At 62.0% G+C, this 26,688-nt stretch carries 24 protein-coding genes; 12 read left to right on the plus strand and 12 right to left on the minus strand.

All coding sequences use genetic code 11. The features are described from left to right. Positions 1 to 71: 71 nt before the first annotated feature. The 7 genes from NCS00_RS26690 to NCS00_RS26720 are packed head-to-tail and all read left to right on the plus strand — an operon-like array spanning position 72 to position 6,391. A complete protein-coding gene (locus NCS00_RS26690; protein WP_008346612.1) occupies positions 72 to 1,097 on the plus strand; it encodes an ABC transporter substrate-binding protein in 1,026 nt (341 codons plus the stop codon). Then, positions 1,094 to 1,948, plus strand: a complete 855-nt coding sequence (locus tag NCS00_RS26695) for an ABC transporter ATP-binding protein (RefSeq protein WP_175980146.1) — start codon at positions 1,094 to 1,096, stop codon at positions 1,946 to 1,948. Before NCS00_RS26690 ends, NCS00_RS26695 begins: the two co-directional genes overlap by 4 nt. Then, complete coding sequence (locus NCS00_RS26700) at positions 1,929 to 2,735, plus strand: ABC transporter permease (protein ID WP_008346615.1); 807 nt, start codon at positions 1,929 to 1,931, stop codon at positions 2,733 to 2,735. The genes NCS00_RS26695 and NCS00_RS26700 overlap by 20 nt, the downstream gene beginning before the upstream one ends. 28 nt (positions 2,736 to 2,763) lie before the next feature. Beyond that, entirely contained in the window at positions 2,764 to 3,519 is a 756-nt protein-coding gene (locus NCS00_RS26705) for an SDR family NAD(P)-dependent oxidoreductase (protein WP_250441433.1), read from the plus strand. Positions 3,520 to 3,532: 13 nt separating this feature from the next. Next, complete coding sequence (locus NCS00_RS26710) at positions 3,533 to 4,375, plus strand: fumarylacetoacetate hydrolase family protein (RefSeq protein WP_008346620.1); 843 nt, start codon at positions 3,533 to 3,535, stop codon at positions 4,373 to 4,375. 50 nt (positions 4,376 to 4,425) lie between these two features. After that, on the plus strand, positions 4,426 to 5,451 hold the full coding sequence (locus tag NCS00_RS26715; RefSeq protein ID WP_502801601.1) for an ABC transporter substrate-binding protein: 1,026 nt from the start codon (positions 4,426 to 4,428) through the stop codon (positions 5,449 to 5,451). A 16-nt stretch (positions 5,452 to 5,467) separates the two neighbouring features. Then, positions 5,468 to 6,391: an SMP-30/gluconolactonase/LRE family protein gene (locus NCS00_RS26720; protein WP_250441434.1), complete on the plus strand. Its 924-nt coding sequence runs from the start codon at positions 5,468 to 5,470 to the stop codon at positions 6,389 to 6,391. Here the strand turns inward: NCS00_RS26720 and NCS00_RS26725 are convergent. The 5 genes from NCS00_RS26725 to NCS00_RS26745 form a co-directional block, all read right to left on the minus strand. Further along, on the minus strand, positions 6,382 to 7,293 hold the full coding sequence (locus tag NCS00_RS26725) for a LysR family transcriptional regulator (protein ID WP_008346626.1): 912 nt from the start codon (positions 7,291 to 7,293) through the stop codon (positions 6,382 to 6,384). The genes NCS00_RS26720 and NCS00_RS26725 overlap by 10 nt on opposite strands. A 93-nt stretch (positions 7,294 to 7,386) precedes the next feature. Then, complete coding sequence (locus NCS00_RS26730) at positions 7,387 to 8,634, minus strand: enolase C-terminal domain-like protein (RefSeq protein ID WP_250441435.1); 1,248 nt, start codon at positions 8,632 to 8,634, stop codon at positions 7,387 to 7,389. Between the two features lie 3 nt (positions 8,635 to 8,637). After that, positions 8,638 to 9,957: an MFS transporter gene (locus tag NCS00_RS26735; protein ID WP_250441436.1), complete on the minus strand. Its 1,320-nt coding sequence runs from the start codon at positions 9,955 to 9,957 to the stop codon at positions 8,638 to 8,640. Between the two features lie 13 nt (positions 9,958 to 9,970). Continuing rightward, positions 9,971 to 10,738 carry an SDR family oxidoreductase gene (locus tag NCS00_RS26740; protein WP_250441437.1) on the minus strand — a complete coding sequence of 256 codons (768 nt, stop codon included), beginning with the start codon at positions 10,736 to 10,738 and terminating at the stop codon, positions 9,971 to 9,973. Positions 10,739 to 10,838: 100 nt separating this feature from the next. After that, the gene (locus NCS00_RS26745; protein WP_250437669.1) at positions 10,839 to 11,558 is read right to left on the minus strand and encodes a FadR/GntR family transcriptional regulator; all 720 of its coding nucleotides are present in this window, start codon (positions 11,556 to 11,558) and stop codon (positions 10,839 to 10,841) included. Positions 11,559 to 11,810: 252 nt separating this feature from the next. Here NCS00_RS26745 and NCS00_RS26750 point away from each other — a divergent pair, with 252 nt between their 5' ends. Then, positions 11,811 to 12,752, plus strand: a complete 942-nt coding sequence (locus NCS00_RS26750) for a helix-turn-helix transcriptional regulator (protein WP_250437670.1) — start codon at positions 11,811 to 11,813, stop codon at positions 12,750 to 12,752. A gap of 79 nt (positions 12,753 to 12,831) precedes the next feature. Here the strand turns inward: NCS00_RS26750 and NCS00_RS26755 are convergent, their stop codons facing one another. From NCS00_RS26755 to NCS00_RS26765, 3 genes are read right to left on the minus strand one after another with little or no spacing between them, the layout of a single operon-like run. Then, positions 12,832 to 13,812, minus strand: a complete 981-nt coding sequence (locus tag NCS00_RS26755) for a cytochrome d ubiquinol oxidase subunit II (protein ID WP_250441438.1) — start codon at positions 13,810 to 13,812, stop codon at positions 12,832 to 12,834. Positions 13,813 to 13,828: 16 nt separating this feature from the next. Next, entirely contained in the window at positions 13,829 to 15,235 is a 1,407-nt protein-coding gene (locus NCS00_RS26760) for a cytochrome ubiquinol oxidase subunit I (RefSeq protein ID WP_250441439.1), read from the minus strand. Further along, positions 15,228 to 17,570 carry an FdhF/YdeP family oxidoreductase gene (locus NCS00_RS26765; protein ID WP_250441440.1) on the minus strand — a complete coding sequence of 781 codons (2,343 nt, stop codon included), beginning with the start codon at positions 17,568 to 17,570 and terminating at the stop codon, positions 15,228 to 15,230. The genes NCS00_RS26760 and NCS00_RS26765 overlap by 8 nt, the downstream gene beginning before the upstream one ends. A gap of 298 nt (positions 17,571 to 17,868) precedes the next feature. On the opposite strand from NCS00_RS26765, the gene NCS00_RS26770 reads away from it, so the two are divergent. The 4 genes from NCS00_RS26770 to NCS00_RS26785 all read left to right on the plus strand — a co-directional run bounded on the left by NCS00_RS26770 (position 17,869) and on the right by NCS00_RS26785 (position 22,328). Then, the gene (locus NCS00_RS26770; protein WP_250437248.1) at positions 17,869 to 18,690 is read left to right on the plus strand and encodes an alpha/beta fold hydrolase; all 822 of its coding nucleotides are present in this window, start codon (positions 17,869 to 17,871) and stop codon (positions 18,688 to 18,690) included. An 11-nt stretch (positions 18,691 to 18,701) separates the two neighbouring features. Next, positions 18,702 to 19,181: a nuclear transport factor 2 family protein gene (locus NCS00_RS26775; protein ID WP_250441441.1), complete on the plus strand. Its 480-nt coding sequence runs from the start codon at positions 18,702 to 18,704 to the stop codon at positions 19,179 to 19,181. 70 nt (positions 19,182 to 19,251) lie between these two features. Continuing rightward, positions 19,252 to 20,175, plus strand: coding sequence for an efflux RND transporter periplasmic adaptor subunit (locus NCS00_RS26780; protein ID WP_250441442.1), 924 nt, complete (start codon positions 19,252 to 19,254; stop codon positions 20,173 to 20,175). Continuing rightward, entirely contained in the window at positions 20,175 to 22,328 is a 2,154-nt protein-coding gene (locus NCS00_RS26785; protein WP_250441443.1) for an FUSC family protein, read from the plus strand. Before NCS00_RS26780 ends, NCS00_RS26785 begins: the two co-directional genes overlap by 1 nt. Here the strand turns inward: NCS00_RS26785 and NCS00_RS26790 are convergent. The 4 genes from NCS00_RS26790 to NCS00_RS26805 form a co-directional block, all read right to left on the minus strand. Beyond that, positions 22,325 to 23,281: a LysR family transcriptional regulator gene (locus NCS00_RS26790; protein ID WP_175980131.1), complete on the minus strand. Its 957-nt coding sequence runs from the start codon at positions 23,279 to 23,281 to the stop codon at positions 22,325 to 22,327. The two genes, NCS00_RS26785 and NCS00_RS26790, sit on opposite strands and share 4 nt — an antisense overlap. A gap of 351 nt (positions 23,282 to 23,632) precedes the next feature. Further along, positions 23,633 to 24,613: a glycosyltransferase family 2 protein gene (locus NCS00_RS26795; RefSeq protein ID WP_008346637.1), complete on the minus strand. Its 981-nt coding sequence runs from the start codon at positions 24,611 to 24,613 to the stop codon at positions 23,633 to 23,635. Between the two features lie 221 nt (positions 24,614 to 24,834). Beyond that, positions 24,835 to 26,106 (minus strand): TRAP transporter large permease, encoded by a 1,272-nt coding sequence (locus tag NCS00_RS26800; protein WP_250441444.1) that lies wholly within the window; start codon positions 26,104 to 26,106, stop codon positions 24,835 to 24,837. A 10-nt stretch (positions 26,107 to 26,116) separates the two neighbouring features. Further along, positions 26,117 to 26,650, minus strand: coding sequence for a TRAP transporter small permease (locus NCS00_RS26805; protein ID WP_250441445.1), 534 nt, complete (start codon positions 26,648 to 26,650; stop codon positions 26,117 to 26,119). Positions 26,651 to 26,688 lie beyond the last annotated feature (38 nt).

The raw sequence follows: 26,688 nt of genomic DNA on the forward strand, positions 1-26,688 counted from the left end.
TCACGATCACGCAAGGCCAGCCTTGCAGGGCAGTTTTCGCACCCACATCCCTTGAAAGGGAGGAGACAACCATGAAGCTGAAACTCGCAGTTGCACTGTGCGCAGCCGTGGGACTCGTTTGCGCATCGGCCACGGCAGTGGCGAAGGACACGCCTGAGAAGCCCGAGCTGCACATCGCGGCGGCGTCGACGGGCATCACATACCTGCCGATGCTCGTCGCCAAGCAGCGCGGCTATTTCAAGGACGAGGGGCTCGACGTAACCATCGCCGCATTCTCGGGCGGCTCGAAGACGCTGGAGGCCTTGTTGGGCGGCAGCTCCGATATGGTGGCGGGCGCGTACTCGAACACGATCACCATGGCGACGAAGGGTCAGCACCTCGTCGTGGTGGCCGCACAAGTGATTTGCCCGGGATGGATCTTCGGCGTATCGCAGAAACACGAGACCGACGTCAAGTCGCCCAAGGATTTGAAGGGCATGCGAATCGGCGTGAGCGCGCCAGGCTCCAGCACGCACATGGCGGTCAACTACATCCTGCACAAGGCGGGGCTGCAGCCTTCGGACGTATCGATCATCGGGGTAGGGCAGGCGGCCGGCGCCGTTGCGGCGGTGCGTGCGGGGCAAATCGATGCGCTTATCGTCAACGATCCCAGTGCCACGATCCTGACGAAAGACGGCAGCCTGAGACCGCTCGAGAACATGCGTACGGCGGACGGCAACGTGAAGGTGTTCGGGGCGGACTATCCCGAGTCGAGCGTATTCGCGACGCAGGACTTCATCGACAAGAATCCGAAGACGGTTCAGGCAGTCGCCAATGCGATCGTGCGCGCGGAAAAGTGGATCGCCACGGCGACGCCGCAACAGGTCGCCGACAACGTGCCGCCGCAGTTTCTGGGCGACAACAAGGCGCTCTACGCCGAGGCCTTCACGAACAGCCGACGCTGCATCGCGCAGAACGGGGAAATCACGGCCAAGGGCGCCCAAACGGTGCATGAAGTGCTTGCGGCCTTCGACCCGGCGGTGGCCTCGGCCAAGATCGACCTCGCCACGACCTACGACAATCGATTTGTCAGAAAGGCGGCAGAGGTCCAGCCATGAGCACCGCCGCGTATAGCGTCCCGCTCGACAGCGGACAGGCGGAAGCGCGCGAAGCGTTACGCTTCGACAACGTGACCTGCACTTTTGCCGGCAACGGCAAGAGAGCGCAGACCTACACCGCGGTTTCCGGCGGAAGCCTGACGATACGAGACGGCGAGTTCGTCTCGATCGTCGGTCCTACGGGTTGCGGCAAGTCGACACTGTTGAACGTCGCCGCCGGGCTTACCCGGCCTTCGTCGGGCAGCCTGAGCGTGTTCGGCAAGAAACTGACTCACGGTCTCAACACGCAGGCCGCCTACCTGTTCCAGGTCGATGCGCTCATGCCGTGGAAGACCGCCGAAGAGAACATTGCCATCGGCCTGATCTTTCGCGGGATGCCGCGCGAGGAAGCCTTGAGCGTCGCCCGCGGCTGGCTCGAGCGAGTAGGGCTGCAAGGTCATGGGAAGAAATATCCGCATCAGATGTCGGGCGGCATGCGCAAGCGGGCCGGTCTCGCGCAAGCCCTGGCGCTCAATCCCCGCATCATTCTGATGGACGAACCGTTCAGCGCGCTCGATATCCAGACTCGTCATCTGATGGAAAACGAGCTGTTACGGCTGTGGTCGAACGACCGCAAGTCCGTGATGTTCGTGACTCACGATCTCGAAGAGGCGATCTCGCTTTCCGACCGGGTCATCGTGCTATCGGCGGGACCGGGTACACGACCTATCGCTGAGTTCGAGATCGATCTCGAGCGGCCGCGCGAGATGTCGGAGATCCGGATGACGCAGCGTTTCCTTCAACTGCACACCCAGATATGGGACGTGCTTAGAGGCGAGGTTCTGAAAAGCTATGCGCGCAATCGAGTTTAGTCCAGGCAATCGCTTCACCGTTCTGGCGACGCGGCTCGCAATCCTGCTCGGCGTCCTGTTCATCTGGTGGCTCGGCACGTATCAGAAATGGCTGTCGCCGTTCTTCTTCGGCGATCCGGTAGGCGTGGCGCGTCGCATCGTCGAGTGGTTCGTCACGGGCTCGGTGTTTCGCCATCTGTACACGACGCTGCTCGAAACGATGCTTGCGTTCGCAATCGGCACGGTTCTGGGTTTGGGATGCGGTCTCTGGCTTGCCCTTAGCCCGTTTCTGGCGGTCGTGTTCGATCCGTTCATCAAAGCGATGAACTCCATGCCGCGCCTGATTTTCGCGCCGATTTTCGCGCTTTGGTTCGGGCTGGGCATCTGGTCGAAAGTCGCCTTGGGCGTGACGCTCGTCTTCTTCGTGGTCTTTTTCAACGTGTTCCAGGGTGTGCGCGAAGTGAGCCCGACCGTGCTCTCCAATACGCGGATGCTCGGGGCGAACTCGCGTCAACTGATGAGGCATGTGTATCTGCCATCGGCGACGAGCTGGGTGTTTTCGAGCCTGCACAACGCGATCGGCATCGCGTTCGTCGGCAGCGTGGTGGGCGAGTATCTGGGCTCGGAGAAAGGCGTTGGCTATCTGATTCTGCTGGCCGAAGGCGTGTTCGATATCAACTCGGTCATCGCGGGGATCCTGGTGCTGACCGTGTTCGCGCTAGTGCTCGATACGGCCGTATCGATGATCGAAGACTATCTGCTGCGCTGGCGCCCCGTGGCCGGACAGACCGTTGCCGCCAGCGCGTGAATGCGCGATCCAACCTGAAGGGACTAAATTGCAGACGAACACAATCAATCTGGCGGACCGCGTCGCTGTCGTGACGGGCGGCGCCCAAGGCATCGGTCTCGAAGTCGGCCGCCGGCTGCTCGAGTCCGGTGCGCGACTCGTGGTCTGGGACGTGAATCCTGCTGGCATCGAGCAGGCCCGTACTCAACTGCGCCGGCACGACGTTCACTTCGAGCGCGTCGACATTGCCGATTACGCGAGCGTGCAAGCGGCTGTCGCGACAACGCTGGAATCGATGGGACGTATCGATATCCTTGTCAACAACGCGGCGATCGTCGGCCCGAATGCGCCTCTGATCGACTATCCGATCGATATCTGGAAGCAGGTCATGGAGATCGACGTGAACGGCACGTTCCATTGCTGCCGTGCGGTGGTCCCGGAAATGGTCCGTCAGAACTACGGCCGTATCGTCAATCTCGCTTCGGTCGCCGGCAAGGAAGGCAATCCGAATGCGGCGGCCTACAGCTCGGCGAAGGCCGCGGTCATCGCAATGACGAAGTCGCTGGGAAAGGAGCTGGCACGTCACGACATCGCGGTCAATTGCGTGACACCGGCCGTTGCGCGCACGCCCGGCGCGATGGAGCAGGCGCCCGAGCATATCGAGTACATGCTGGGCAAGATTCCGCGGGGCCGTTTCCTCGAACTGAATGAAGCCGCGGCGATGATCGCGTGGCTCGTCAGCGAAGAAAATTCCTTCACCACCGGAGCGGTTTTCGATCTGTCCGGCGGGCGCGCCACCTACTGAAGCGAGCATACATATGAAGCTGTTGCGCTACGGTTCACCGGGCGAAGAGAAGCCGGGCCTTCTCGATGCCGATGGACATATCCGTGACCTGTCGAACCATGTTGCCGATATCGCCGGCGACGCTCTGCTGCCGGATAGCCTCGCACGCCTGAAAGCGCTGGACATTGCGTCGTTGCCGCGCGTGGAAGGCAATCCGCGTCTGGGCCCCTGCGTGGGCGGCACGCGCAAGTTCATCTGCATCGGCCTGAATTATTCCGACCACGCAGCGGAAACCGGCGCCACGGTGCCGCCGGAGCCGATCATCTTCATGAAGGCCACGAGTGCGATCGTCGGTCCGAACGACTCGATCGAGATTCCGCGCGACTCGCTCAAGACCGACTGGGAAGTCGAGTTGGGCGTGGTCATCGGCACGACGGCCAAGTATGTCGGCGAGGCCGATGCGATGAACCATGTCGCGGGCTATTGCGTCATCAACGATGTGTCCGAGCGCGCGTTTCAGGCGGAGCGTCAGGGCCAATGGACCAAGGGCAAGTCGGCGGATACGTTCGGTCCGACCGGGCCCTGGCTCGTCACCGCGGACGAAATTCCCGACCCGCAGACGCTGCCGATGTGGCTGGAAGTCAACGGACATCGCTATCAGAACGGCAGTACGGTCACCATGGTGTATGGCGTGCGATATCTGGTTTCATACCTGTCGCAGTTCATGTCATTGCAGCCGGGCGACATTATTTCCACGGGCACGCCGCCCGGAGTCGGCCTGGGGCAGAAGCCTCCGGTCTATCTGAAAGCGGGCGATATCGTGACGCTGGGTATCGAGGGCCTCGGGCAGCAGCGCCAGAACGTCGTGCAGGGTTGAACGCTTCGCGGCACGGTCGCGCGAGAAATATTCGACGGAGACAAACCATCGTGACAGCGCTTTGGCGTCAGGTTTCCATTGCATTGGCAATCTTCGCTGCCGTCTCGACTGCATCGGCCGCGAGCGGCGCGCCTGTGCCGGAGAAGCCGAAGCTGCATCTGGCGGCGGCGGGCGTCGGCTTTCCTTACCTGCCGTTCGTCATTGCGGACAGCCGGGGCTACTTCAAACAGGCCGGGCTGGATGTCGAAATCGGCGTGTTCAGCGGAGGCGCTAAGGCTCTGCAGGCGATGATGGGCGGAAGTGCCGACATCGTGGCAGGCGCCTACTCCAATACGATAACCATGGCCGCCAAGGGGCAGAAGCTGGTCTCGTTCGTGACGCTGGCCTCGTGCCCCGGATGGGTGTTCGGTGCGACGCGCGCGAGCCACGACAAGGTCAAGACTTATGCGGACCTGAAAGGCATGCGTATCGGCGTGAGTTCGCCCGGATCGAGCTTTCATATGGGCGTGAACTATCTGCTGAGCAAGTCCGGCTTGAAGCCCGGCGACGTGTCGATCATCGGCGTGGGTTCATCTGCCGGAGCGATCGCTGCGGCGCGCAGCGGTCAGATCGACGCGTTGATGAGCAACGACCCGGTCGCCACCGTTCTGCAGGGCAGCGGCGATCTGTTTCCGTTGGCCGTGATGCGAGACCCGGCCGGCACGCGCGCGACACTGGGCGGCGACTATCCGGAAGCGGCCATGTACACGACGAGAGATTTTCTCGTCAAGTATCCGAATACCGTGCAAGCGGTGACGAATGCGATCGTCGAGGCCGAGCGCTGGATGGCGCATGCAACGCCCGAACAGGTCGCCGCCGCCGTGCCGCAGCAATATGCGCTGGCCGAAAAGGATGTCTTCGCTCGTGCGTACGCCAACATGCGAAGCTGCATTTCGCGCGACGGCCTGATGACGGACGCCGCCGCGCATACCGTACACGATGTCCTGACCGCATTCGATCCCGAAATCGGCAAAGCATCGATCGACCTGAAGACCACATACGACAACCGTTTCGTCGAGAATGCGGACAAGCGTTGAACCGAGGAGACCAGACATGGAGAGCGACATCCGCATCCTGGCGGAGGGCCTGATGTTCCCCGAGGGACCGGTGGCGATGGCCGATGGCTCGGTCGTGCTGGTCGAAATCGAGCGCGAGACGATCAGCCGCGTATCCGTCGACGGCAGCGTGAGCGTCGTTGCGGAAACAGGCGGAGGGCCGAACGGTCTCGCTGTGGGTCCGGACGGCGCTTTCTACATCTGCAACAACGGGGGATTCCTGTTCCGTACCGTTGCGGGGCTCAATCGCACTCGGCCGGGTATCCATCCAGGCTATACGAGTGGGCGGATCGAACGGTTCGACCCGCGCACGGGCACGCTGACGACGCTCTACGACCGCTGCGGCGATCAACCGCTGTGCGGGCCGAACGACATCGTGTTCGACCACGAAGGCGGTTTTTACTTCACTGATTTCGGCAAGAACCGGCTGCGCGATCGCGATCACGCGGGTCTTTATTACGCGCGAGCCGACGGGTCGATGATCGTCGAAGTCGCGTATCCGCTTACTACCGCGAACGGCGTCGGTCTGTCACCCGACGATCGCGTGGTCTACGTCGCCGAAACAGAAACGGCGCGCTTATGGGCGTTCGACCTGGAGGAACCCGGCCGGGCGCGCAAGCATCCGTATCCATCGCCGCACGGCGGACGTCTCGTGTGCGGGCTTCCGGGCTACCAGCGATTCGACAGCCTGGCCGTGGACGCGGCAGGAAACATTTGCGTAGCGACGCTCGTCACGGGTTGCATCACCGTGGTCGCGCCGACCGGCGAGGTGATGCGGCAAGTCATGGTCCCCGACGGCATGGTGACGAACATCTGCTTCGGAGGCGCCGACATGAAGACAGCGTATGTCACGATGTCCGGCACCGGGCGTCTGGGTGTGCTGTCGTGGCCGGAACCCGGATTGAGGCTAGCTTATTCGTGATTGCCGGGCTGCTGCTGCGCGCTTGCGAGCAGGTGTTTGAGGAAGAGCTGGACGGGTGCGGGAAGAGACTCCGCCTCACGCACGCAGATTTTCCAGTGCCGCTCGGCCCACGGTTCGTCCAGCAGGACAGCAACCAGCGGCGCCGAGCTGACGTAGCGCTCGGCGTGATGCTCGGGCACGAGTCCCACGCCAAGGCGCGCTTCGACCATGCTGCGCACCGGCTCGAAGCCATTGACCCGGATAGACAGCTTGAGCGGATGGTCGAGGTCTGCCGCCGCGCGCAACACCAGCGAATTCAGATAGCTTCCTTCCTGAGGCCCCACGAGCGGATATCGCGCCACCTCGCGAAACTTGAGACGGCCGGCACGGCCCAGCGGATGATCGGGCGGCATGATGACCACGAGGCGGTCGCTTCGGTACGGATAGACCTGCAGGCCGGCAGTTACCGTGGTGCCGCCGAACACGCCGATATCGGCAGTGTTTTCGGAAACGGCGCGCACGACAGCAGGGCTCAGGCTCTCCTGAAGGTCGATGCGCAAAGCTGGATGGAGATCCAGGAAATCGCGGATATCCTTGGCGATGTACTGGACGATGGTGGAGAGGCTGGCGTGTAGCCGGATCTGACCGCGAACGCCTTCCGCGTGGTCGAGCAATTCGCTTTCCATCTGCTGGATGTCGCGCAGCAGCGTCCGTGCGTGTTGCAGCAGTGCTGCCGCCGCGACGGTCAATTCCAGCCCCTTGTTGCTACGCACGAACAACGCCGTCTTGAGGATGTCTTCGAGCTGCGACATGCGCTTGCTGAGCGCCGAAGCCGCGATGTTCTCGAATTCCGCAGCCCGCGCGATGCTCCCGTGTTCGCAGACGGCGACGAAAAGCTTCAGCGATTGGAGGTCGAAGCGCAAGTGAATCTCCGGGGACGCGATCGCTCGCGCCGCGACGTTTTCATGACGCGAGAATAGCCATGGAGCCGGCAGGAAGTCAATCGAGCGCAGCCGTCAGGGTGTCTGCAACCCGCCGTCCATCAAGCGCGTCTGCGTCCATAGCGTGACGTTACGCTCGCACGGATACTTCGCCGCTTCACGCTCATCGAGATCGACGCCCAAGCCCGGCTTTTCGTTGGCATGAACGAAGCCGTTGCGAAACTGAGGAAGTCCCGGGAACACATCGAGCAGTGCCTCACGCGGACCTTTCAGTTCCTGAATCACGAAGTTCGGCGGCTCGGTGCCCGACCATTCCTGCACGCCGAAATTACGCGATGCAAGGTCGATATGAATGTTCGCTGCGTGCGCGAGCGGCGACATGTCGCCCGGACCATGCCAGGCTGTCCGCACGCCGAATTGCTCGGCGAAGATCTGCAGTTTTCGCGCCGCGGTGATGCCGCCGATCTGACTCAGATGCACGCGAATGAAGTCGATCAACCGCTCCGTAATCAGAAAGCGCCATTCATACGGATTGTTGAATAGCTCGCCTTGCGCCAGCGGCGTCGTGGTTTTCTCGCGCAACTGGCGCATCCATTCGCCTTCTTCGAGCGCGATCGCATCTTCGAGAAAGAACAACTCGAAAGGCTCGAGCTCGCGGGCGAAGCGAATCGCCTCCACCGGCTTCAGACGCTCATGCACGTCGTGGCACAACGCGACATCGAAGCCGATCTTGCTGCGGATGCCATCGAACAGCTTGAGCGTGTCGCGAATGTACTTGCGGCTGTCGAGGTAAATGCCGTCCGCAGCGCCTTCCGGCGCATTCGATGGCGCGCGGCCGAATGCGCCGCCGCCGTATCCGCCGCTTTGACAGCGAACATGCGTGATGCCCCGCTCGCGATATCGCTGAATGTTGTCGCAGAGTTCGTTGAGATCGCGGCCATCCGCATGACGATAGATCGGCACGCCTTCGCGCACCTTGCCGCCGAACAACTGATACAGCGGCATGTTCGCCTGCTTGCCCTTGATGTCCCACAACGCCATATCGATGCCCGAGATCGCGTTGTTTTCGATCGGTCCATTGCGCCAGTACGCGTTCTGATGCATCAATTGCCAGAGCTCTTCGATCGCCTCGGCATCGCGCCCGATCAGCAAGGGCCGCAAGTAATCTTCGATCAGGCACTTGACCGCGAGATGCCGGTACGCGAAGGTCGCGCAGCCGAGCCCATACAAGCCGGGCTGATTCGTCTCGACCCTGACGACGATGAGATTAATGCCTTCAGGCGCGGTCAGGATGACCTTGACGTCGGTGATGAGCGTTGCCATGAGTTATTTCACGAGAAGAGAAGTCACGGAATCGGACTTGCTGCCCGTGCCTCCCTTGGGTGTCGAGCGCTGGCCGGTCTGCGCGGGCACCAGCATCATGAGGACGACCGACGCGAGCAGCGCCGCGGCCATGAACACATACGATGCGGAAGGACTGCCCGTCGCACCGTTCAGATAGCCGACGAGCCACGCGCCGAGGAAGGCGCCGAGCGCACCGCACGCGTTGATGAGACCGATCGCGCCGCCGAGCACATTGCTCGGAATCAGCTCGGGGACGAGCGCGAAGAACGGTCCGTAAGGCGCGTACATCGTGGCGCCCGCGATCACGAGCAACGTGAACGACAGCCAGAAATTCGACGTGCCGACGAGATACGAACCCACGAACGCGACCGTGCCGATCAACAATAACGGCCACACGAAGAGCTTTCGATTGCGCGTTTTATCGGACAGATACGATGCGAGCAGCATCAAAACGATGGCCGCGAGATACGGCACGGCGGAGAGCCAGCCGACCGAGACGATATCGATCGTTTTCGACGCCGACTTCAGAATCGACGGCAGCCACATGATGAAGCCGTACACGCCGATACTCCACAACGCGTGAATGGCGCAGCACTTGAGCACGATGGACGAACGGAACGCCGCCTTGTAGTCCCGCACCGGCGCGATATGCGCCTGCTCGGACTTGAGGATGGCATCGAAATCGGTTTTCTCCTTGTCGCTCATCCAAGGGGCATCGGCGGGACGATCCTTTACCGTGAACCACCACACGATGGCCCACAGAATCGCGGGCACGCCTTCGATCACGAACATTTCGCGCCAGCCGAAGTTGCGAATGAGATAGCCCGACACGATCGACATCCACAACACCGTGACCGGATTGCCGAGAATGAGGAACGTATTTGCGCGTGAGCGTTCCGTGCGCGTGAACCATCGGCTGATGTACATGAGCATGGACGGCATCACCGCCGCTTCGACGATGCCGAGGATGAAGCGCAGCGCCATCAACGTCGGAATGTTGCTCACCATGCCGGTCGCGGCGGCGCATAGGCCCCACAAGATGAGGCTCGCGAAGATCAGCTTCTTGACGCTGTTCTTCTGTGCGTAGATCGCGCCGGGCACTTGAAACAGGCAGTATCCGAGGAAGAACAGCGAGCCGATCAGCGACGAGGTCGCCGACGTGATGCCCAGATCCTTGTCGATGCCCGCAGCCGCCGCAAAGCCGTAGTTCGCGCGATCCAGATAAGCGAGGCTGTACGTGATGAAGATGATCGGCATGAGATGCCACCATCTTTGCGGTGCGACCGTTTTGATGTTGTCCATGATGTCTCCGATGTCAGAGTACGGCGAGCCAGCCGCCATCGACGTAAATGATTTGCCCGTTCACATAGCTCGATGCAGACGACGCGAGGTACACCGCCGTACCGACGAGCTCTTCGGGCTTGCCCCAGCGTTGCGACGGATTGCTGTTCTTGACCCACCGGTCGAAGTCCGCGTTATCCACGAGCGCCTGGTTCATGTCCGTCAGGATGTAGCCGGGGCCGATTGCGTTCGCCTGAATATCGAATGACGCCCATTCGGCGCTCATCGCGCGCGTGAGCATCTTGACGCCGCCTTTTGCGGCCGTGTAAGGCGCAACGGTCGCGCGCGCGCCTTCGCTCGTAAGCGAACCGATGTTGATGATCTTGCCGCCGCGCTTGCGCTCGATCATGCGACGCGCGGCTTCCTTCGCGACGATGAATGCGCTCGTCAGATTGGTATCGATCACGCGTTGCCAGTCGGCGAGCGCGAGCTCGATCATCGGCTTGCGGAACTGAATGCCCGCGTTATTCACGACGATGTCCACTTCGATGCCCTCCGCATCCCACGCGGCGAACGCAGCGGCAACCGACGCTTCATCGGTGACGTCGAATGCGCGGCCGCGTGCGTCGAAGCCTTGTGCCTGCAGACGGCCGACAGCGGCATCGACGGTTTCGGCTTTCGTGCCGTTGACGATAACGCGCGCACCCGCCCTCGCCAGTCCTTCCACGAGCGCGTAGCCAATGCCGCGTGCCGAACCCGTGACGAGGGCCGTTCGGCCATTGAGATCGAACAACTTGTTCATGCGTGTTCCTTATGTGATGCGGTCGAAACGTCGACGCGAGCGCGTCCGCGCAGCCTCTTTGGCGAGGCTGCGTTCCTGGTTGCCAAACGATGATGTATTGCTATGAAGGCGTGTCGTTCACGGTGCGGGCAAGCGCCGCGCGATCGTCGAAGTCCTTTTCCGCGCGTTCGATCAGCGTGAGCACGGCTTGCTCCGCCGCATGTGCATCGCCTTGTTCGATCGCGATGCACAACGCTTCGTGCATCGGCAGCGAGCGGGCGGGGCCGCCCTCGATCTCCGAGCTCAACTCAAAGCTCGTGCGCAGAATTGCGGAGAGCGCGTTTTGCATCTGCTGAACAAACTGGTTGTGGCATGCCGTGAGAATCGCACCGTGGAACGCGAGGTCCGCCGGCACGTATTCGCCTTGTCCTGCAACGGCGCGCTCCATCGCCTTGAATGCGCGACGCAACGCGATGCGGTCCTCGGGCGTCGCGCGCTTCGCCGCGAGCTTCGCGGCATTCGGCTCGATGATCGTGCGCAGTTCCATCAGGTCGCGGATGAGGTCGTCATCGACCACGCCCGAACGTGCGCGCCATGTGATGACGTCGGGATCGAACAACTGCCAGTGCGAGCGCGGCAACACGATCGTGCCGTGACGGCGCCGCACCTGCAGCATGCCTTTCGCGGACAGCGACTTCATCGTCTCGCGAATCGTGATGCGGCTCACCTGCATGAGTTCGGCGAGTTCGCCTTCGGCCGGCAGGATGTCGCCGGGCGCGAATTTGCCCGCGCAGATCTGTTCGCCCATTTGATTGAGGACTTGCCTGTGCAAGGTCGGCATTCAGCTCCCTCTAGATCATACGTATGATTTGGAAGGTAGCAGACGATCTTTCATCGGAACAATCGGGGTTGACCCGGTGCAAGTGCATTGCCGGACGCGGGCATCAAACCTTGATATAGGTCGGCTCAACCATTCGGCGGGGCAGTCAACCTTTTGTACGGCTAGGCGGGCCGTTTCCGTTTCTTTAACGTTGAGTCATCGCTGTGCCGGTCCTCGGCACGCCGTCAGATCCAAGCAAGAGAAGGAAACATCATGACGCTCGACCTGCTTTCGCAAGCCGGGACGCCGCGCGCGCCCCTGATCGAACTCGAAGACCGATGGCGCAGCCCAAGCCCGCGCGTGCTGCAGCCCGCAGCGGATGCGCAGTCCGAGCGAATGGCAATGTCTCGCTGGCTGCATCACGGCGAAGCGCCGCTCGAAGCCGTCAACGAAGGCAGCGGCACGCATCATTGCGTCAGCCTGAATCTCCGGTGCGCGCAACTGATCTTTCGTCATGCGGGGCGCAAGCTGCTGCACGGGCGCGTGCCGGCCGGCGTGGTGCAAGTGACCGCGCCCGCGACGCGCGTCTCGGCCGTGTTCGAATCCGCGATGGATGTGCTGCATCTCTTCGTGCCGCAGCGGGCATTGGCGGAATGCTACGAGGATCTGTTCCAGCGGCCGCATGCGGGCGACATCGTGCTCGGCGATCCGAAGCTGATACGCGATCCCGCGCTCGAACGTCTGGGACAAGCGCTCGCCGTCTGCAAGACGGAAGGCGCGGCGCCTGGCAGAGTGTTCATCGACAGCGTCGCTTGTGCAATCGTGTCGCGGCTCGTCGCGCGTCATTTCTCGGCGCCGGCCGTGCGCGGACGCGAGCCGTCGGCGCTGCCGCAATGGCGCATCAACCGCGTATCGGAGTTCGTCGAATCGCATCTGGCCGACAACATCAGCCTGGCCGACATCGCCGCGAGCACCGGACTCACACGGATGCATTTCGCCGCGCAATTTCGGCGCGCCACCGGCATGCGCCCGCACGAATACCTGCTGCAAAAGCGCATCGATCACGCGCAGGCGCTTTTGCGCACCTCGAAGCACAGCATTCTCGATGTCGCGCTTTCCTGCGGATTCCGCTCGCAGGCGCACTTCACGACGGTCTTCAAGCGTCTGGTCGGCGCTACGCCGAAGCACTGGCAGACGACGCTCGACGCGGCATGAGCGCTGTCCGATCGAATGGCGCGACTTCAATGCAACGCCGCCCCAGGGCGGCGTTTTCGTGTCCATCAACGAAGATCGTTCACTCTCCCGCGTGCGCGCCGCCCGCGAGCTTGCCGCGGAAGATGTGATACTGATAAAGGTTGTAGCCGATCATCACCGGAAAGACGAGTCCGATGCCGATGAGCATGAACGCGAGCGTCGGCGAGTCGGAAGCGGCTCCGAGAACGCCCAGCTTGCCCGGAATGAAATCGGGGAACACGCTGATCGCCAGTCCCGCGAAAGACAGCACGAAGAGCGCTACCGATGCGCGGAACGGCCCGCGCGAACTGCCGAGATAGAGCGATGCCATGATGAACGCCAACGCGGCCACGGCGCCGAGTCCAAGCACGATCAGCAGATGCATGACGCCCGGTTGCGACCACCGCGCATGACCGATATCGCTCCTGAACCACGTCGCCAGCGTGAGCGGCGCGGCGGCGGCCACCGTGAACATCGCGCTCAGCAGGGACATCCTGCGCGCCCATTGCTCGACCATGCCCGAGGTCTTCCCGACGAGCCAGGTCGCGCCGAGCAGGCAGTAGCCCGCGACGACGCCCATCGCCGTGACGACGACGAACACGAGCGCCACCTTGCCGGGCGCGAGCCCCGTGATGACCTTGCCGAGCACGACGCCCTGCGAGAGCGCCGCGATCAGGCTGCCGATGCCGAACACCTTGTCCCAGAGATCCACGCTATGACGAAACTCGATTGCGGCGCCACGCATGATCAATCCCGCGATCAGCGCCATGACGGGCAAATAGAGATGCTCCATCAGCAGCGCATAGGCGGCGGGAAACGCGCCGAACAGTGCGCCGCCCAGCACGACGAGCCACGTTTCGTTGGCGTCCCATACATGACCGATCGACTGGACCATGACATCGCGGTCGGCGGACTGCCTGCGCAGCAGCGTGAGGATGCCGACGCCGAGATCGAAACCATCGGTGACGACATAGAAGACGAGCATCAGCCCGATCAGGCCGAACCATGTATCGGCGAGCATCGTATGAACGGCACTATCCATTTGCAGACTCCTGAGTTCAGTAACCGGTGACGGCGTTCGCTTTCGATCGAGCCGTCTCGCCGGCCATCGCGGCGGGCGGCATGATGTCCAGATCGGGGCCGGCGCGCAGCCAGCGTCTTGCGAGCACGAAGAACGTGAACAGCAGCACGGCGTAGAAGGCGAGGAACATCGCGATACTGAGCGAGACCGAAGAGGCCGGAACCGACGAGACGGCATCGCGCGTGCGCTGCAAGCCGTACACGACCCACGGTTGCCGGCCGACTTCGCGCACGATCCAGCCCGCTTCCACCGCCACGTAGGGCAACGGGATGCAGAGCACCCACGCGAGCAACAGCTTGCGCCGGGCGAGCAGCGCATCGAGCTTTCCGCGCGTCTTGCGCAGCGCATACGCGGTCCAGAACGCAAGCAGCATGAACGCGAAGCCGATGCCCGCCATGACGCGGAACGCGTAGTAGAGCAGCGGCAGTGCGGGCGGCTGATCGTCGCGGGCGAAGTCGGTCAGTCCTTTCACCTGTCCGTGCAGCGAGTGCGTGCCGAGCACGCTCAGCATGCCGGGCACCTCGATGGACCAGTCGTTGCGTTGCGCCTCCCGGTCCGGCCAGGCGAGCAGGGACCAGGACGCGCCTGTGCCCGGCGCATTCGTCTTCCAGTGCCCTTCGATGGCCGCGCCCTTCGCAGGTTGTGTCTCGAACACACTCACGCCGCTCGAATCGCCCAGCCAGATCTGCAAGGGCGCGACGAACACCAGCACCAGCAGCGCGAGACGAAACGAGCGCACGAAGAACTCCGGATGACGCCGCCGGTAGAGATTCCACGCTGATATGCCGGCGATGACGAACATGCCCGTCTCGATGGCCGCGACCCACATGTGCCCCACGCCCCAGACCATGTCGGGGTTGAAGATCGCCGCGAGAAAATCCGTCACGACGATCTTTCCGTCGACGATGGAATAGCCCGCCGGAGTCTGCATCCACGAGTTGGCGACCATGATCCAGAACGCCGAGATGCTGGAGCCGAGCGCGACCATCGACGTGGCGAACAGGTGCACGCCGCGCGACACCCGTCCCCAGCCGAGCAGCATCACGCCGATGAAACCTGCTTCGAGCATGAAGGCCATCGCGCCTTCGAAGCCCAAGATATTGCCGGTGAACTGGCCGCTGAACTGCGAGAAGCCGGCCCAGTTGGTGCCGAACTGGAACTCCATCGGAATGCCGCTCACGACGCCGACCGCGAAGTTCAGCACGAGCAGCTTGCTCCAGAAACGCGCGTGCCGGTAATACGCAACGTCGCCGGTGCGGATCCACAGCACTTCGACGAGCACGAGAAACGCGGAAAGGCTGATCGTGAGAATCGGCCAGAGTATGTGGAAGATCGCGGTCATCGCGAACTGCGCGCGCGACAGGTCGAGTACGTGATCAAGCATGATGTTCGGTTCCGTGTCGTTGATCGGTGGCGCTCGAGGCGTAATCGTCGACAGCGCCGCTACGCACGACCTTGACAGGCACCGACTTGTAGGCAGGCGTGCGGCTTTGCGGGTCGAACGCATGAAGCGGCACGAGCGGATTGACTTCCGGGTAGTACGCACCGCAGCACCCGTCGGGAAGCGCGTACTCGACGATCTTGAAGTTGCGGATGACGCGCTCGATACCGTCTTGCGCAATGGCCCGGATATCGACGCGATCGCCCGCACGCAGCTTGCGTTTCGCCAGCTCGCGCGCGTTCATGAACACCACGTCGCGCTGACCGAACACGCCGCGATAGCGATCCGAATGCGAATAGAGCGTCGTGTTGTACTGATCGTGGCTGCGCATCGTCGTGAGCGAGAGCGCTTCGGGATCGTCCTGCGCGGGATCTTCATCGAGACCGTCGAACACGAGGAAATTCGCGCGGCCGGTGTTCGTGTCCCACACGCGCTCGCGCGCCGGCGAGCTCAGATGGAAGCCGCCCGGCACGCGAATGCGCGCGTTGTACGCCTGAAAGATCGGAAAGACGATCTCGATCGCGTCGCGGATGCGGTCATAGCTCGCGACGAGATGCTCCCAGGGCACGCGTGACTTCTCGCCGAGCGTGGCGCGCGCCATGCCCGCCACGATGGCCGGCTCGCTCATCAAATACGGCGATGCGGGCTCGTTGCGCCCGGCGGACGCATGCACCATCGACATCGAATCCTCGACGGTGATCGACTGCGGCCCGTCCGCCTGAATGTCGATCTCGGTTCGGCCGAGGCAGGGCAGTATCAGCGCGTCCTTGCCATGTACGAGATGACTGCGATTGAGCTTGGTCGCGATATGCACCGTCAGATTCAGCTTGCGAATCGCGCTTTGCATGCGTTCCCAGTCGGGAATCGCCGCCGCGAAATTGCCGCCCAGCGCGATGAAGACCTTCGCTTCGCCGCGCATCATCGATTCGAGCGTGGCGACTACATCGTTGCCATGCGTGGGCGGCGGCGTGAAGCCGAACGCGCGCTCGATGCCCGCGATCAGTTGCGCGCTCGGCTTCTCCGTGATGCCGACCGTGCGATTGCCTTGCACGTTCGAGTGTCCGCGCACCGGACAGATGCCCGCCCCCGGCCGCCCGACATTGCCGCGCAACAGCGCGAGGTTCGCGATCTGCTGCACTGCCTCCGTGCCGCGGCGATGCTGCGTGATGCCCATGCCGTAAACAAGGATCGCATTGTTCGCGCGCATGTAGATGTTCGCCGCGTTCGTGGTCTCGTCGCGCGTGAGTCCTGCGTGACGTTCGATCGCGTCCCACGGCGTCGCGCGCAGATCGGCGAGCAGCGCTTCGATGCCGTGCGTATGGCCTTCGATGAACTCGATATCGAGCACGCGCGGCTGATCGCAGGCGAGGGCGGCATCGTCGGCTTCGACGATCGCCTTCATCATGCCCTTGAGCGCGGCCACGTCGCCACCCACGCGCACCTGATAGAGAAACGAGCTGATGTTCGTGTAACCGAGCGTCGCCATCTCGACCGGATTTTGCGGCGATGCGAAGCGTTCCAGTGCGCGCTCGCGAAACGGATTGAACGACACGATCTTCGCACCGCGGCGGGCTGCGGCGTGCAGGTCGCTCATCATGCGCGGGCTGTTGGTGCCGGGGTTCTGACCGAAGATGAAGATCGCGTCCGCATGCTCGAAGTCTTCGAGCAGCACAGTGCCTTTACCGACGCCGATGGATTGCGGCAGGCCCACGCTGGTCGCCTCGTGACACATGTTCGAGCAGTCGGGGAAGTTGTTGGTGCCGAATTCGCGTACGAAGAGCTGATACAGGAACGCTGCTTCGTTCGACGCGCGGCCGGACGTGTAGAAGTCCGCCTGATCCGGATGTTCGAGCGCGTCGAGATGACGGCCGACGAGGGCGAACGCATCGTTCCATTCGATCGGCACGTAGCGGTCCGATTCCGGGTCATAGACCATCGGGTGCGTGAGACGGCCCGCCATCTCGAGGTCGTAATCGTTCCATGCCGCAAGCTCGGAGACGCTGTGCTGCGCGAAGAACTCGGGCGTGCAGCGCATCGCGGTGGCCTCCCATGCAACCGCCTTGGCGCCGTTTTCGCAGAACTCGAACGACGAAGTATGTTTCGGATCGGGCCATGCGCAGCCGGGGCAGTCGAAGCCTTGCGGCTGGTTCATGCGCAGCAGCGTCTGCGCGCCCGACACGGCAATGCCCTGGATCTTCAGCGCCTCGCCGGTGGCCTTCAATGCACCCCAGCCGCCCGCAGGCTCGCTATAGATGCGTATTGCTTTCTTCTCGCTCATTTCCTTCGCCTCGCAAACAATGCCATTCGTTGGTTTGGTAAACGTGATGATCGTCGTTCGCATACGAGGGGTTTTGCATAAAAGCCGGGCCGTTTGCGATCCGCACGAATTGCGAAAGCGGGCGTTGCCGCTTCGCCATCGCCGTGCATACGCTAAAACACCGGTTGCATCGAAAAGACCGGGTTTCGATGGCCGTGAATACTCCTTCCCTACGCGACGGACCCGCCGCGTTACGCGCCGTGCCGAACATCGACTGCATGAGCGGCGCGCCTGATCGAGCATTCAAGGAGCTATTGCAATGGCCACATTCACACTGAAAGACGGAACCGAACTGTTTTACAAGGACTGGGGCTCGGGCCAGCCGGTCGTCCTGTCGCACGGCTGGCCGCTCAACGCGGACGCGTGGGACGCGCAAATGATGTATCTCGCCGAGCGTGGCTATCGAGTGATCGCGCACGATCGACGCGGCCACGGGCGCTCGGGCCAGACGTGGGCCGGCAACGACATGAGCCGCTATGCGGACGACCTCGCGGAGCTGATCGATCACCTCGATGTGCAAGACGCCGTGTTCATCGGCCATTCGACGGGCGGTGGGGAAGTCGCCCGCTATATCGGCCGTCACGGCACGAAGCGCGTGAAGAAGGCCGTGCTGATCTCGGCGGTGCCGCCTTTGATGCTCAAGACGGAGGCCAATCCCGGCGGCCTGCCGCTTTCCGTTTTCGACGATATCCGCAAGGGCGTTATCGGGAACCGCTCGCAGTTCTTCAAGGATCTGGCGACGCCCTTCTTCGGCTTCAATCGCGAAGGCGCGCACGCTTCGCAAGGCACGATCGACTGGTTCTGGCTCGCGGGCATGCAGTGCTCGATCAAGAGCGCCTACGACTGCATCGAGGCATTCTCGGAAACGGACTTCACCGAAGACCTCAGGAAGATGACGATGCCGACTCTGGTGCTGCAAGGCGACGCCGATCAGATCGTGCCGCTCGACGACTCCGGCAAGCTCTCCGCGAAGATCGTCCCCGACGGCACGCTCGTCGTCGTTCCCGGCGCGCCGCACGGCATCTGCACAACGCATGCCGATATCGTGAACGAGCAACTGCTCGCGTTCATTCGCAAGTGATGGTGAGAGCCATGAAAGACATTCCGGAATCTCACCCTCCATTTCCACCGTTCTCGCGCGAGACGGCTCTCGAGAAAGTGCGTCAGGCCGAAGACGGATGGAACTCGCGCGACCCCGATCGCGTATCGCACGTCTATTCGCTCGACACGCAATGGCGCAATCGGGCGGAGTTCGTTCACGGCCGCGAGGAGGTGCGCGCGTTTCTCGACAGAAAGTGGCGCAAGGAAATGGACTACCGCCTCATCAAGGAGCTTTGGGCGTTCGGCGGCAATCGCATCGCCGTGCGCTTCGCTTATGAATGGCGCGACGATGCGGGCAACTGGTTCCGTTCTTATGGCAACGAGAACTGGGCGTTCGGCTTCGATGGTCTGATGAGACATCGTCATGCGAGCATCAACGACGTGCCGATCGCCGAAAGCGAACGCAAGTTTCATTGGCCGCTTGGCCGAAGACCGGACGATCATCCGGGGCTCAGCGAGTTGGGGCTCTGAGCAAAAGAGGCCGCGCGCCGGGCAACGCGGTGCGGGGTCGCATTCCCTATGCGATCGACGAGAGAGCGCAATGAGAATCGAGCGAGTCTGGAGCGTACTTGGCACAATGGCGCTCTTCCTGATAGCCGCGTTCATCGGCAAGACCTTGTGGGATCACTACATGGATGCGCCGTGGACGCGCGACGGCCGCGTGCATGCCGATGTCGTCACGATCGCGCCCGATGTATCGGGCATGATCGTCGGCGTGCCGGTGCACGACAATCAGTTCGTCAGAAGAGGGGATCTTCTGATGCAGATCGATCCGTCGCATTACCGCATCGCGGTCGCCGAGGCCGAGGCGAAGGTCGCCGCGAGCAGGGCGGAACTGGCACTGCGTCGCGACGATGCGAAGCGCCGCGCGGCTCTCGACAATGAAGTCGTCTCCGACGAAGTCAAGCAGAACTCCGGCCTTCAGGCCGATGCCGCGAAGGCTGCCTACGACCAGGCGCTAGCCGCGCTCGATGCTGCGAAGCTGAATCTTTCGCGAACGCGCGTCGTTTCTCCGGTCGACGGCTACGTGACGAACCTGAACACATGGCAGGGTGACTACGCGAGCATTTCGACGCCGAAGCTCGCGGTGGTCGATCGAAACTCGTTCTGGGTCTATGGTTACTTCGAGGAAACGAAGCTGCCGGAAGTGAAGGTCGGTCGGGCGGCGGAGATCCGCCTGATGAGTGGAACGCTGCTGCGAGGTCATGTGCAAAGCATCGCACGGGGCATCTATGACCGCGACAATCCGCAAAGCATGGACCTCACCGCGAACGTCGATCCCGTCTTCAATTGGGTGCGGCTCGCGCAGCGCGTGCCGGTGCGGATCGGCATCGACAGCGTGCCGGAGGGCGTCGAGCTGACGGCGGGGACGACATGCACGGTCGTCGTCGACAGTGGGCTATCACAAGGGCATATCGTTCGATATGCGAATGAAGTCATCGCGCGTGTGCAAAGTGCGTTGTAATGCGAAACGCGGCGATCGAATCCCGTCGTACGCAACGCAGCACGCTGCGCCTCGGGCTTGCTCACTGGGCGGCGACCGATGGTCTCGTCTGGCTGCATCTGGCAAAGACACTTACTGCCGCGTTCATCGCCATGGGCATCGCGATGAAGCTCGACATCCCCACGCCGCGCACGGCGATGACAACGGTTTTCGTGCTGATGCAGCCGCAGAGCGGCATGGTGCTATCGAAGAGCTTTTACCGGATGGTCGGCACGATCATCGGAACCATCGTCGCGGTCATGCTCGGTGCGCTGTTCCCGCAGCAACCGCCGCTTTATATCGGTGCGCTGACGCTGTGGGTGTCGCTCTGCACCGCCGCCGCGCTGCGCTATCGCAACTTCCGCTGGTATGCGTTCGTGTTGGCGGGCTATACGAGCGCGCTTATCGGCATTCCCAGCGTGACCGATCCGAACGGGCTCTTCATCGCCGCGCTGAACCGTTCGGCGGCCGTGTTGCTCGCCATCGTCTGTAGCGGGGTGGTCAGCGCGATCGTGCTGCCGCAATGGTCGTCCGCGCGGCTGAGACGTATCCGTCGCGAGCGCTTCGTATCGTTCTCGAAGTTCGCGGCGCAAGCGTTGCGCGGCGAGATCGACAACGAACGCTTCCTGACGAAGTACGGCGAGTTTATCGACAGCGTCATTGGCTTCGAAGCCACGCGCGCATTCGCTTCTTTCGAAGACCCCGAAGTGCGATCGCGCTCTCGTCGTCTCGCGCGCCTCAATGCTGCGTTCATGGATCTGTGCACGAGGCTGCATGCGCTGCATCGTTTCCTGGCGACGCGTCGTGGCCATGCGGTCGACGTGGTTGCCGCCTATTGCGCGGAACTCGCGACTTTGCTGGACGTCGCGCGCGATGCCGGAATGATCGATGAGGATACGATCAGCCGCAGAGCCGCGCTCGTCTCGGCTTTTGGCGTGCGTCTGAATGCGCGGGCGGAAGCGGATCGCGAGGAACTCGCGCGCACCGTGAGCGCGCAAGCACTGATGGATTTCGATGCTGCCGTTCAATTGCTGTCTGACTACGTGTCGTCTTGGACGTACTATGCCGGTGCGTATGTATCGCTCGTCTACGAGAAGCACGTCTTCGAAGAGTCGGACATCAAGCGCGTCTTTGTCACGAACACGAGCGTGATCGCAGTGACGTTCCTGATGACGTGTGCGGTGCTCGGAACGATCGGCGCCTGGTGGTTGTCGAGCGACTGGCCCGCCGGTGGCTACGCGATCATCGGCGCGGCGGCCGTGTCGGCGTTGGGATCGAATTCGCCGACACCCATCCGGTTCTCGTTGCAGATGGCATCGGGCGCGGCTGTATCGACGCTCGCGGCGTATCTGGTGCTGGACTACGTGTATCCGGCGATCGACGGCTTTCCACTGCTGTGCTTCGTCCTCACTCCCTTGCTCGGGCTCGGCGCATTCCTCGCGACAAGACCGAAGTTCACCGGCTTCGGCCTCAGTTTCTGCATCTTCTTCTGTATCCTCGGCGGACCGGATCGCGTCATCCGTTACGCACCCGAGCCGCTGTTGAATAGCGGCATCGCGCTTACGCTCGCGATGCTTGCATGTGCGGTCGCATGGACGTTCGTGTTTCCTGTCGAGAAGCCGTGGCGCGTCGCTGCGTTGACTCGCGACCTGCGACGTCAGATGAACGTCGCATGCACCGCGCCGCTCGACGACGCGAGGCAGCTCTTCCAGTCGGGCACGTTCGATCTCATCGCTCAGATACGCGCGCTGCTTCCGCAGCCAACGGCACAGTATCGTCAAGCGCTTTCGTGGATTCTGGTCGTGCTGGAACTGGGGCACGCATCCATCGAATTTCGCATCGATAGTCGCGATGTCGATGCGGTTCGCATGGTGGCTGCGGACTGGCGCGCATCGACGGAAGAGACGATGCGGCGTTTGATGCAACTTCTCGATACGCCGTCGCACAACACGCGCGACGCGAGCCTTCGCGCGATCGACCGCCAGATTGAAGTCGCGATGCACGGCATCGAAGCGATGCGTGGCGCGGACCACGAGATCCTGCGCATGCGCAGCTTGCTCGCGCGGCTGCATTTCATGCGTAGCGTGCTGATGGATGTCGATTCGCCCTTTTTACGTAGTTATACGCAAGCCTAAGCAATAGCAAAGCGATCGACGGTCGAGGCGAGACCCGCTGCGGAATGCGGCGCTGCGTCGAAGCGGTTCTGAAATGAGGATGCGAGCAACTCGACGAAGGTTCTGGTCTTCGCATCGATATGCTGTCGCGACGGATAGACCGCATATACGCACGCCGTTCGCAGCGCGTGATCGGGAAAGACCCGCACGAGTCGCCCGGACGCGATGTCGTCGGCGACGACGTAGTGCGGCATCGCACCGACGCCGGCGCCCGCGAGCAGGGCGGCGCGCATTGCTTGTGCATCGTTCACCATGATCTGACTGTCGTTTTCGGCTCTGCTGCCTGAGTCCGTGGCGAATTCCGAGTGCCAGTCGCACGGGTGTCCGAAAGGCGCGCTGATGCGCGTGCGCGCGTGCGTCGGCAAATCGCCGAGGGATTCCACCGCGTGACGCCTGAGATAGCCGGGCGCGGCGACGAGCACACGCTCGAAGCGCCCGACGATCCTGTACGCGTTGCCCGAATCGGGGAGCGCCGCCGCCGCCAGCACCGAGACGTCGAACTGTTGGTGCACGAGATCCGGCATGCCCGGCAGCAACTTCAGATCGACACTCACTTGCGGATGCGCGCGCCGGTATTCCACCACGGCCGACATCAACTGCGCGAGACCCAGGTCCGGCGAAGCATGCACGCGCAGGCGTCCACGCGGGACGGTGGCGGCGTCGCTTGCCTCGGCTTCGGCGCTGTCGATCTGAGCGAGGATCTCCTTGCACTTCTGGTAGTAACGTTCGCCGCTATCGGTGAGGGACACGCGGCGGGTGGTGCGCTGCAAGAGCCGCGTGCGCAAGCTGTCTTCGAGCGAAACGACCGCGCGTGAGACGATTCCGACGCTGCAATCCATGCTTTTCGCGACGCCGCTGAAACTGCCGGTCTCGGCGACGCGCGAGAACACACGCATGCTGAAGAGCTTGTCCATGTCGGCTTTGTCTCCGGGCTGAAATTCAGGCGCGCTCCTGCCGCGCGATGGACTCACGATACGTTCGCAACGCGCTCGACGCCATCAGTCGTGGATACAGTCAGGTCATCCTTGCGTATAGGGTGAAGACGGATCAACTTGAACTCGAAACGCTGCAGGTGTGGCATATGTACTTTGCAGAAACACGACATTTGAACTTGGGACCTACAATACAAGGCACGATAATAAAGCTTATGTAAAGTCAGTTAGAAAGGCGGCAGACGAAAGCTGCCGCACACACCGCCGAGGCGCCATGAAGAAAACCGGGATGAGCAGCGACGCTCGCACGGCCCTGCGAGATCGATCCGCCGCCTAGTGCCCGAATCGTCGCACGAAACGATAGAAGATCCACGGATGAATCTTCAGCATCGCCATGACCAGCGACAGCTTCGGCCGATGGTCCGAAACCATGCCGAGCAAGTGCCTGAGACGAAGCCTCTGCGCGACGCTATCCAGAATAGGCTCGGCTGACCGATACGTCGGCGCCTTGATCGCTGCCTGAAACGCGATGGTCCGAAAGCCATAGACATATTTCAGCCTGAAGAAAAGCTTCCGGTAATTTCTTATCGGCATGGACGCCGTGCTCTTCTCTACCCGATCCATGATCGCAAAGATGTCAATGATCTTCGGATTGAATCGTGTCGAGATGCCCGATTCGCGATACATGTACGAATACAAGGTATCGGGCATGAGACGAACGACGCTGGCTTTACCGAGCGTCTGGACCGAAACACAAATATCCTCGTAGATCAGCCCCGTCGGATGCTCGATCGCGAGGAAGATCGAGCGGCGTACTAACTTGTTGAAGCAATACGCCTGCAACGTCAAGTCCAGAATTTTCTCTACGGCTTCAACACCGCTCATGACGGTATCGCCGGCTTCGACGCGATAATTGATCTTGCCGTCCGGGCTAATATTCTCGGCGGCAAAAATTACGATATCCGCATTGAGCTTCTCCGCTTCTTCGGCGACCCGGCGTATGAGATCGTGATGAACGTGGTCATCGCTGTCCACGCAGAGCACATATTCGCCGCTCGCGGCGAGTGCCGCAATCCTGCGAGTCTCTGCGAGCCCCTTGTTTTCAGCGTTTTTGATGAACTTCCAGCGAATTCTGCTTTGCTGTTCGAGGATGCGTAAGGTCATTTCCCCGGAGCGGTCAGGACTGCTGTCGTCGACGGCGATGATTTCGAAATCGGTGGAAGTCTGCGACAGTAGTGAGTCGAGGCATTCTTCGATATACGGCTCGACTTTGTACACGGGCACCAGCACACTGATTTTCGGCGGTTCTGACATGAAGTTTCGTCCCTATAACTGCACGTGAGTGCTTTATTCAGGAAAACGACTAGTGCCAGAGGAGTTTACCCGATGAACGGCGTGAATGTGCGGCTTTGGGCGAAGACAGATCGGAGGCTCGAACGTCTCACGTGCCGAGAAGTCGCCTGCACCACGCGCGCGCATGATGTGAAAAAGGGCGCTTTCGCGCCCTTCTTATCCGATGAAGGGCAAATGCCCGCTTACTTCGCCCCCAGCAAATGCGGCAGAAACTCCGGGATATGCGGGAAGAAGATGATCAGCAGCAGGTCGATCACCAGCGCGAAGATGAAGGGAAGAATCGCGCGTGTCGCCTTCTCTACCGACACGCCGCCGATCGAAGCCGCCGTGAAGAGACAGAAACCTATCGGCGGCAGATTGATGCCGATGGCCGAGTTGATCAGCACGATCACGCCGAACACGACCGGATCGATGTGCATCTGCACGACGAGCGGCAGGAACACCGGAATCACGACGGCAATGCTCGAGATCGTTTCCAGCACGGTATGCGCGGCGATGAGAAACAGGTTGATGAGGATCAGCAGCACGATCGCGCTCGTGGTGATCGCGAGAAAACTATTCGCGACGTGCAGCGGAATCTGCGCTTCGATCAGATAGCGCCCAAGCACGAACGCGAGCCCGAGCAGGAACGAGACACGCGTGGTGTTCACTGAAGTTCGCACCAGAATGTCCTTGAAATGCGAGAGCTTCAGCGTCCGAAAGATAAACGCGCTCACCAGCGTCACATAGACGGCCGCGACCACGCCCGCCTCCACCGGCGTGAAGATGCCGCCGAGGATGCCGCCCAGAATGATGACCGGCGTGAGCAGCGCCCAGAACGCTTCGCGGAAGGTCGTCCACAGCTTGCGCCCATCGAACGGCTCGACGGCGCTGTAGCCCTTCTTCACCGCGGTCACGTAATTGACGATCATGAACGACGCGACCACCAGCAGCATCGGAATGATGCCGGCGATGAACATCGTGCCGACCGACACGTTGGCCGTATAGGCATAGACGAGCATGCTCATCGACACGGGCGAGAGCAGCCCGAGCGAGCCCGCCGCCGATTGCAGCGCCACCGCGAACGCGCGGTTATAGCCCTTCTTCACCATGCCGGGAATCATCACCGAGCCGATGGCTGCCGTGTCGGCCGTCGCCGAGCCGGAAAGGTCCGCGAAGAACATGCTCGCAACGATCGTCACCTGACCGATGCCGCCGCGCATGAAGCCCACCAGTGCTTGCGAAAATTCGATGATGCGCTTCGACACGCCGCCCGAATCCATGATCGCGCCCGTCAGCATGAAGAACGGAATGGCGAGCAGGCCGACGTTGTTGAGGTTCGAAAAAAGCTGCTGCGGAATCACGAGCAGCGACGTGCCGTTGATCGACAGCGCGAGCGTCGCCGCAATGCCGATGCAGATGGCCACCGGCACGCCGAGCCCGAGCAGCCCTGCTCCAAATGCGATTGCCCACATGATGTTTTTCCTAGAGATGTTCGGACACGCCCTCGACGAGCGTGGCGTCGGTCTGCGTCTGCGGCGCGAGATGCGAGACGGCGATCCGCACCAGCGAATGAAACGCGAGCAGCGCGCCGCACACCGGAATCGAGAGATACGGATAGACCATCGAGATCGGAATCGACGCGGCGGTTTCGGTGCCCATCAGCGCGAGCATGTCCGTGCCGTACAGGACGAACACCGCGCCGAGCGCCAGGATCGCGCAGTCGGTGAAGTCCTTGAGCAGCGGCGCGAACGCAGTCGGCACGCGATCGGCCAGCACGCGCACTTCCGGATGCGCGCGCAGCTTCACGCCGGCCGCGGCGCCGAGGCACGTCAGCCACACGAACAGATACGCCGACACTTCGTCGGACCACGACAGCGAATCGTGCAGCACGAAGCGGAAGATCACCCCGAGCCCCGCGACGATCACCGCCCCGAGCAAAAGGCAGCTACAGACGAACAGATTGATCTTCAGCACGATGCCGTCAACGAACATCAAGCCGCGCGCGAGCTTTTCCATGCGTGTCGCCTCCCGTGGTGCCTGGGTTGTGCGGTGGC

Origin of the sequence: Caballeronia sp. AZ1_KS37, assembly GCF_023631165.1 — a bacterium.
Taxonomy (GTDB): Bacteria; Pseudomonadota; Gammaproteobacteria; order Burkholderiales; family Burkholderiaceae; genus Caballeronia; species Caballeronia zhejiangensis.

Excerpts from the sequence above, each read along its gene's own strand:
- NCS00_RS26690 (WP_008346612.1), top strand. The coding sequence starts at position 72 with ATGAAGCTGAAACTCGCAGTTGCACTGTGCGCAGCCGTGGGACTCGTT.
- NCS00_RS26695 (WP_175980146.1), top strand. The coding sequence starts at position 1,094 with ATGAGCACCGCCGCGTATAGCGTCCCGCTCGACAGCGGACAGGCGGAA.
- NCS00_RS26700 (WP_008346615.1), top strand. The coding sequence starts at position 1,929 with ATGCGCGCAATCGAGTTTAGTCCAGGCAATCGCTTCACCGTTCTGGCG.
- NCS00_RS26710 (WP_008346620.1), top strand. The coding sequence starts at position 3,533 with ATGAAGCTGTTGCGCTACGGTTCACCGGGCGAAGAGAAGCCGGGCCTT.
- NCS00_RS26720 (WP_250441434.1), top strand. The coding sequence starts at position 5,468 with ATGGAGAGCGACATCCGCATCCTGGCGGAGGGCCTGATGTTCCCCGAG.
- NCS00_RS26730 (WP_250441435.1), bottom strand. The coding sequence starts at position 8,634 with ATGGCAACGCTCATCACCGACGTCAAGGTCATCCTGACCGCGCCTGAA.
- NCS00_RS26735 (WP_250441436.1), bottom strand. The coding sequence starts at position 9,957 with ATGGACAACATCAAAACGGTCGCACCGCAAAGATGGTGGCATCTCATG.
- NCS00_RS26740 (WP_250441437.1), bottom strand. The coding sequence starts at position 10,738 with ATGAACAAGTTGTTCGATCTCAATGGCCGAACGGCCCTCGTCACGGGT.
- NCS00_RS26745 (WP_250437669.1), bottom strand. The coding sequence starts at position 11,558 with ATGCCGACCTTGCACAGGCAAGTCCTCAATCAAATGGGCGAACAGATC.
- NCS00_RS26750 (WP_250437670.1), top strand. The coding sequence starts at position 11,811 with ATGACGCTCGACCTGCTTTCGCAAGCCGGGACGCCGCGCGCGCCCCTG.
- NCS00_RS26755 (WP_250441438.1), bottom strand. The coding sequence starts at position 13,812 with ATGGATAGTGCCGTTCATACGATGCTCGCCGATACATGGTTCGGCCTG.
- NCS00_RS26760 (WP_250441439.1), bottom strand. The coding sequence starts at position 15,235 with ATGCTTGATCACGTACTCGACCTGTCGCGCGCGCAGTTCGCGATGACC.
- NCS00_RS26765 (WP_250441440.1), bottom strand. The coding sequence starts at position 17,570 with ATGAGCGAGAAGAAAGCAATACGCATCTATAGCGAGCCTGCGGGCGGC.
- NCS00_RS26770 (WP_250437248.1), top strand. The coding sequence starts at position 17,869 with ATGGCCACATTCACACTGAAAGACGGAACCGAACTGTTTTACAAGGAC.
- NCS00_RS26775 (WP_250441441.1), top strand. The coding sequence starts at position 18,702 with ATGAAAGACATTCCGGAATCTCACCCTCCATTTCCACCGTTCTCGCGC.
- NCS00_RS26780 (WP_250441442.1), top strand. The coding sequence starts at position 19,252 with ATGAGAATCGAGCGAGTCTGGAGCGTACTTGGCACAATGGCGCTCTTC.
- NCS00_RS26785 (WP_250441443.1), top strand. The coding sequence starts at position 20,175 with ATGCGAAACGCGGCGATCGAATCCCGTCGTACGCAACGCAGCACGCTG.
- NCS00_RS26790 (WP_175980131.1), bottom strand. The coding sequence starts at position 23,281 with ATGGACAAGCTCTTCAGCATGCGTGTGTTCTCGCGCGTCGCCGAGACC.
- NCS00_RS26795 (WP_008346637.1), bottom strand. The coding sequence starts at position 24,613 with ATGTCAGAACCGCCGAAAATCAGTGTGCTGGTGCCCGTGTACAAAGTC.
- NCS00_RS26800 (WP_250441444.1), bottom strand. The coding sequence starts at position 26,106 with ATGTGGGCAATCGCATTTGGAGCAGGGCTGCTCGGGCTCGGCGTGCCG.
- NCS00_RS26805 (WP_250441445.1), bottom strand. The coding sequence starts at position 26,650 with ATGGAAAAGCTCGCGCGCGGCTTGATGTTCGTTGACGGCATCGTGCTG.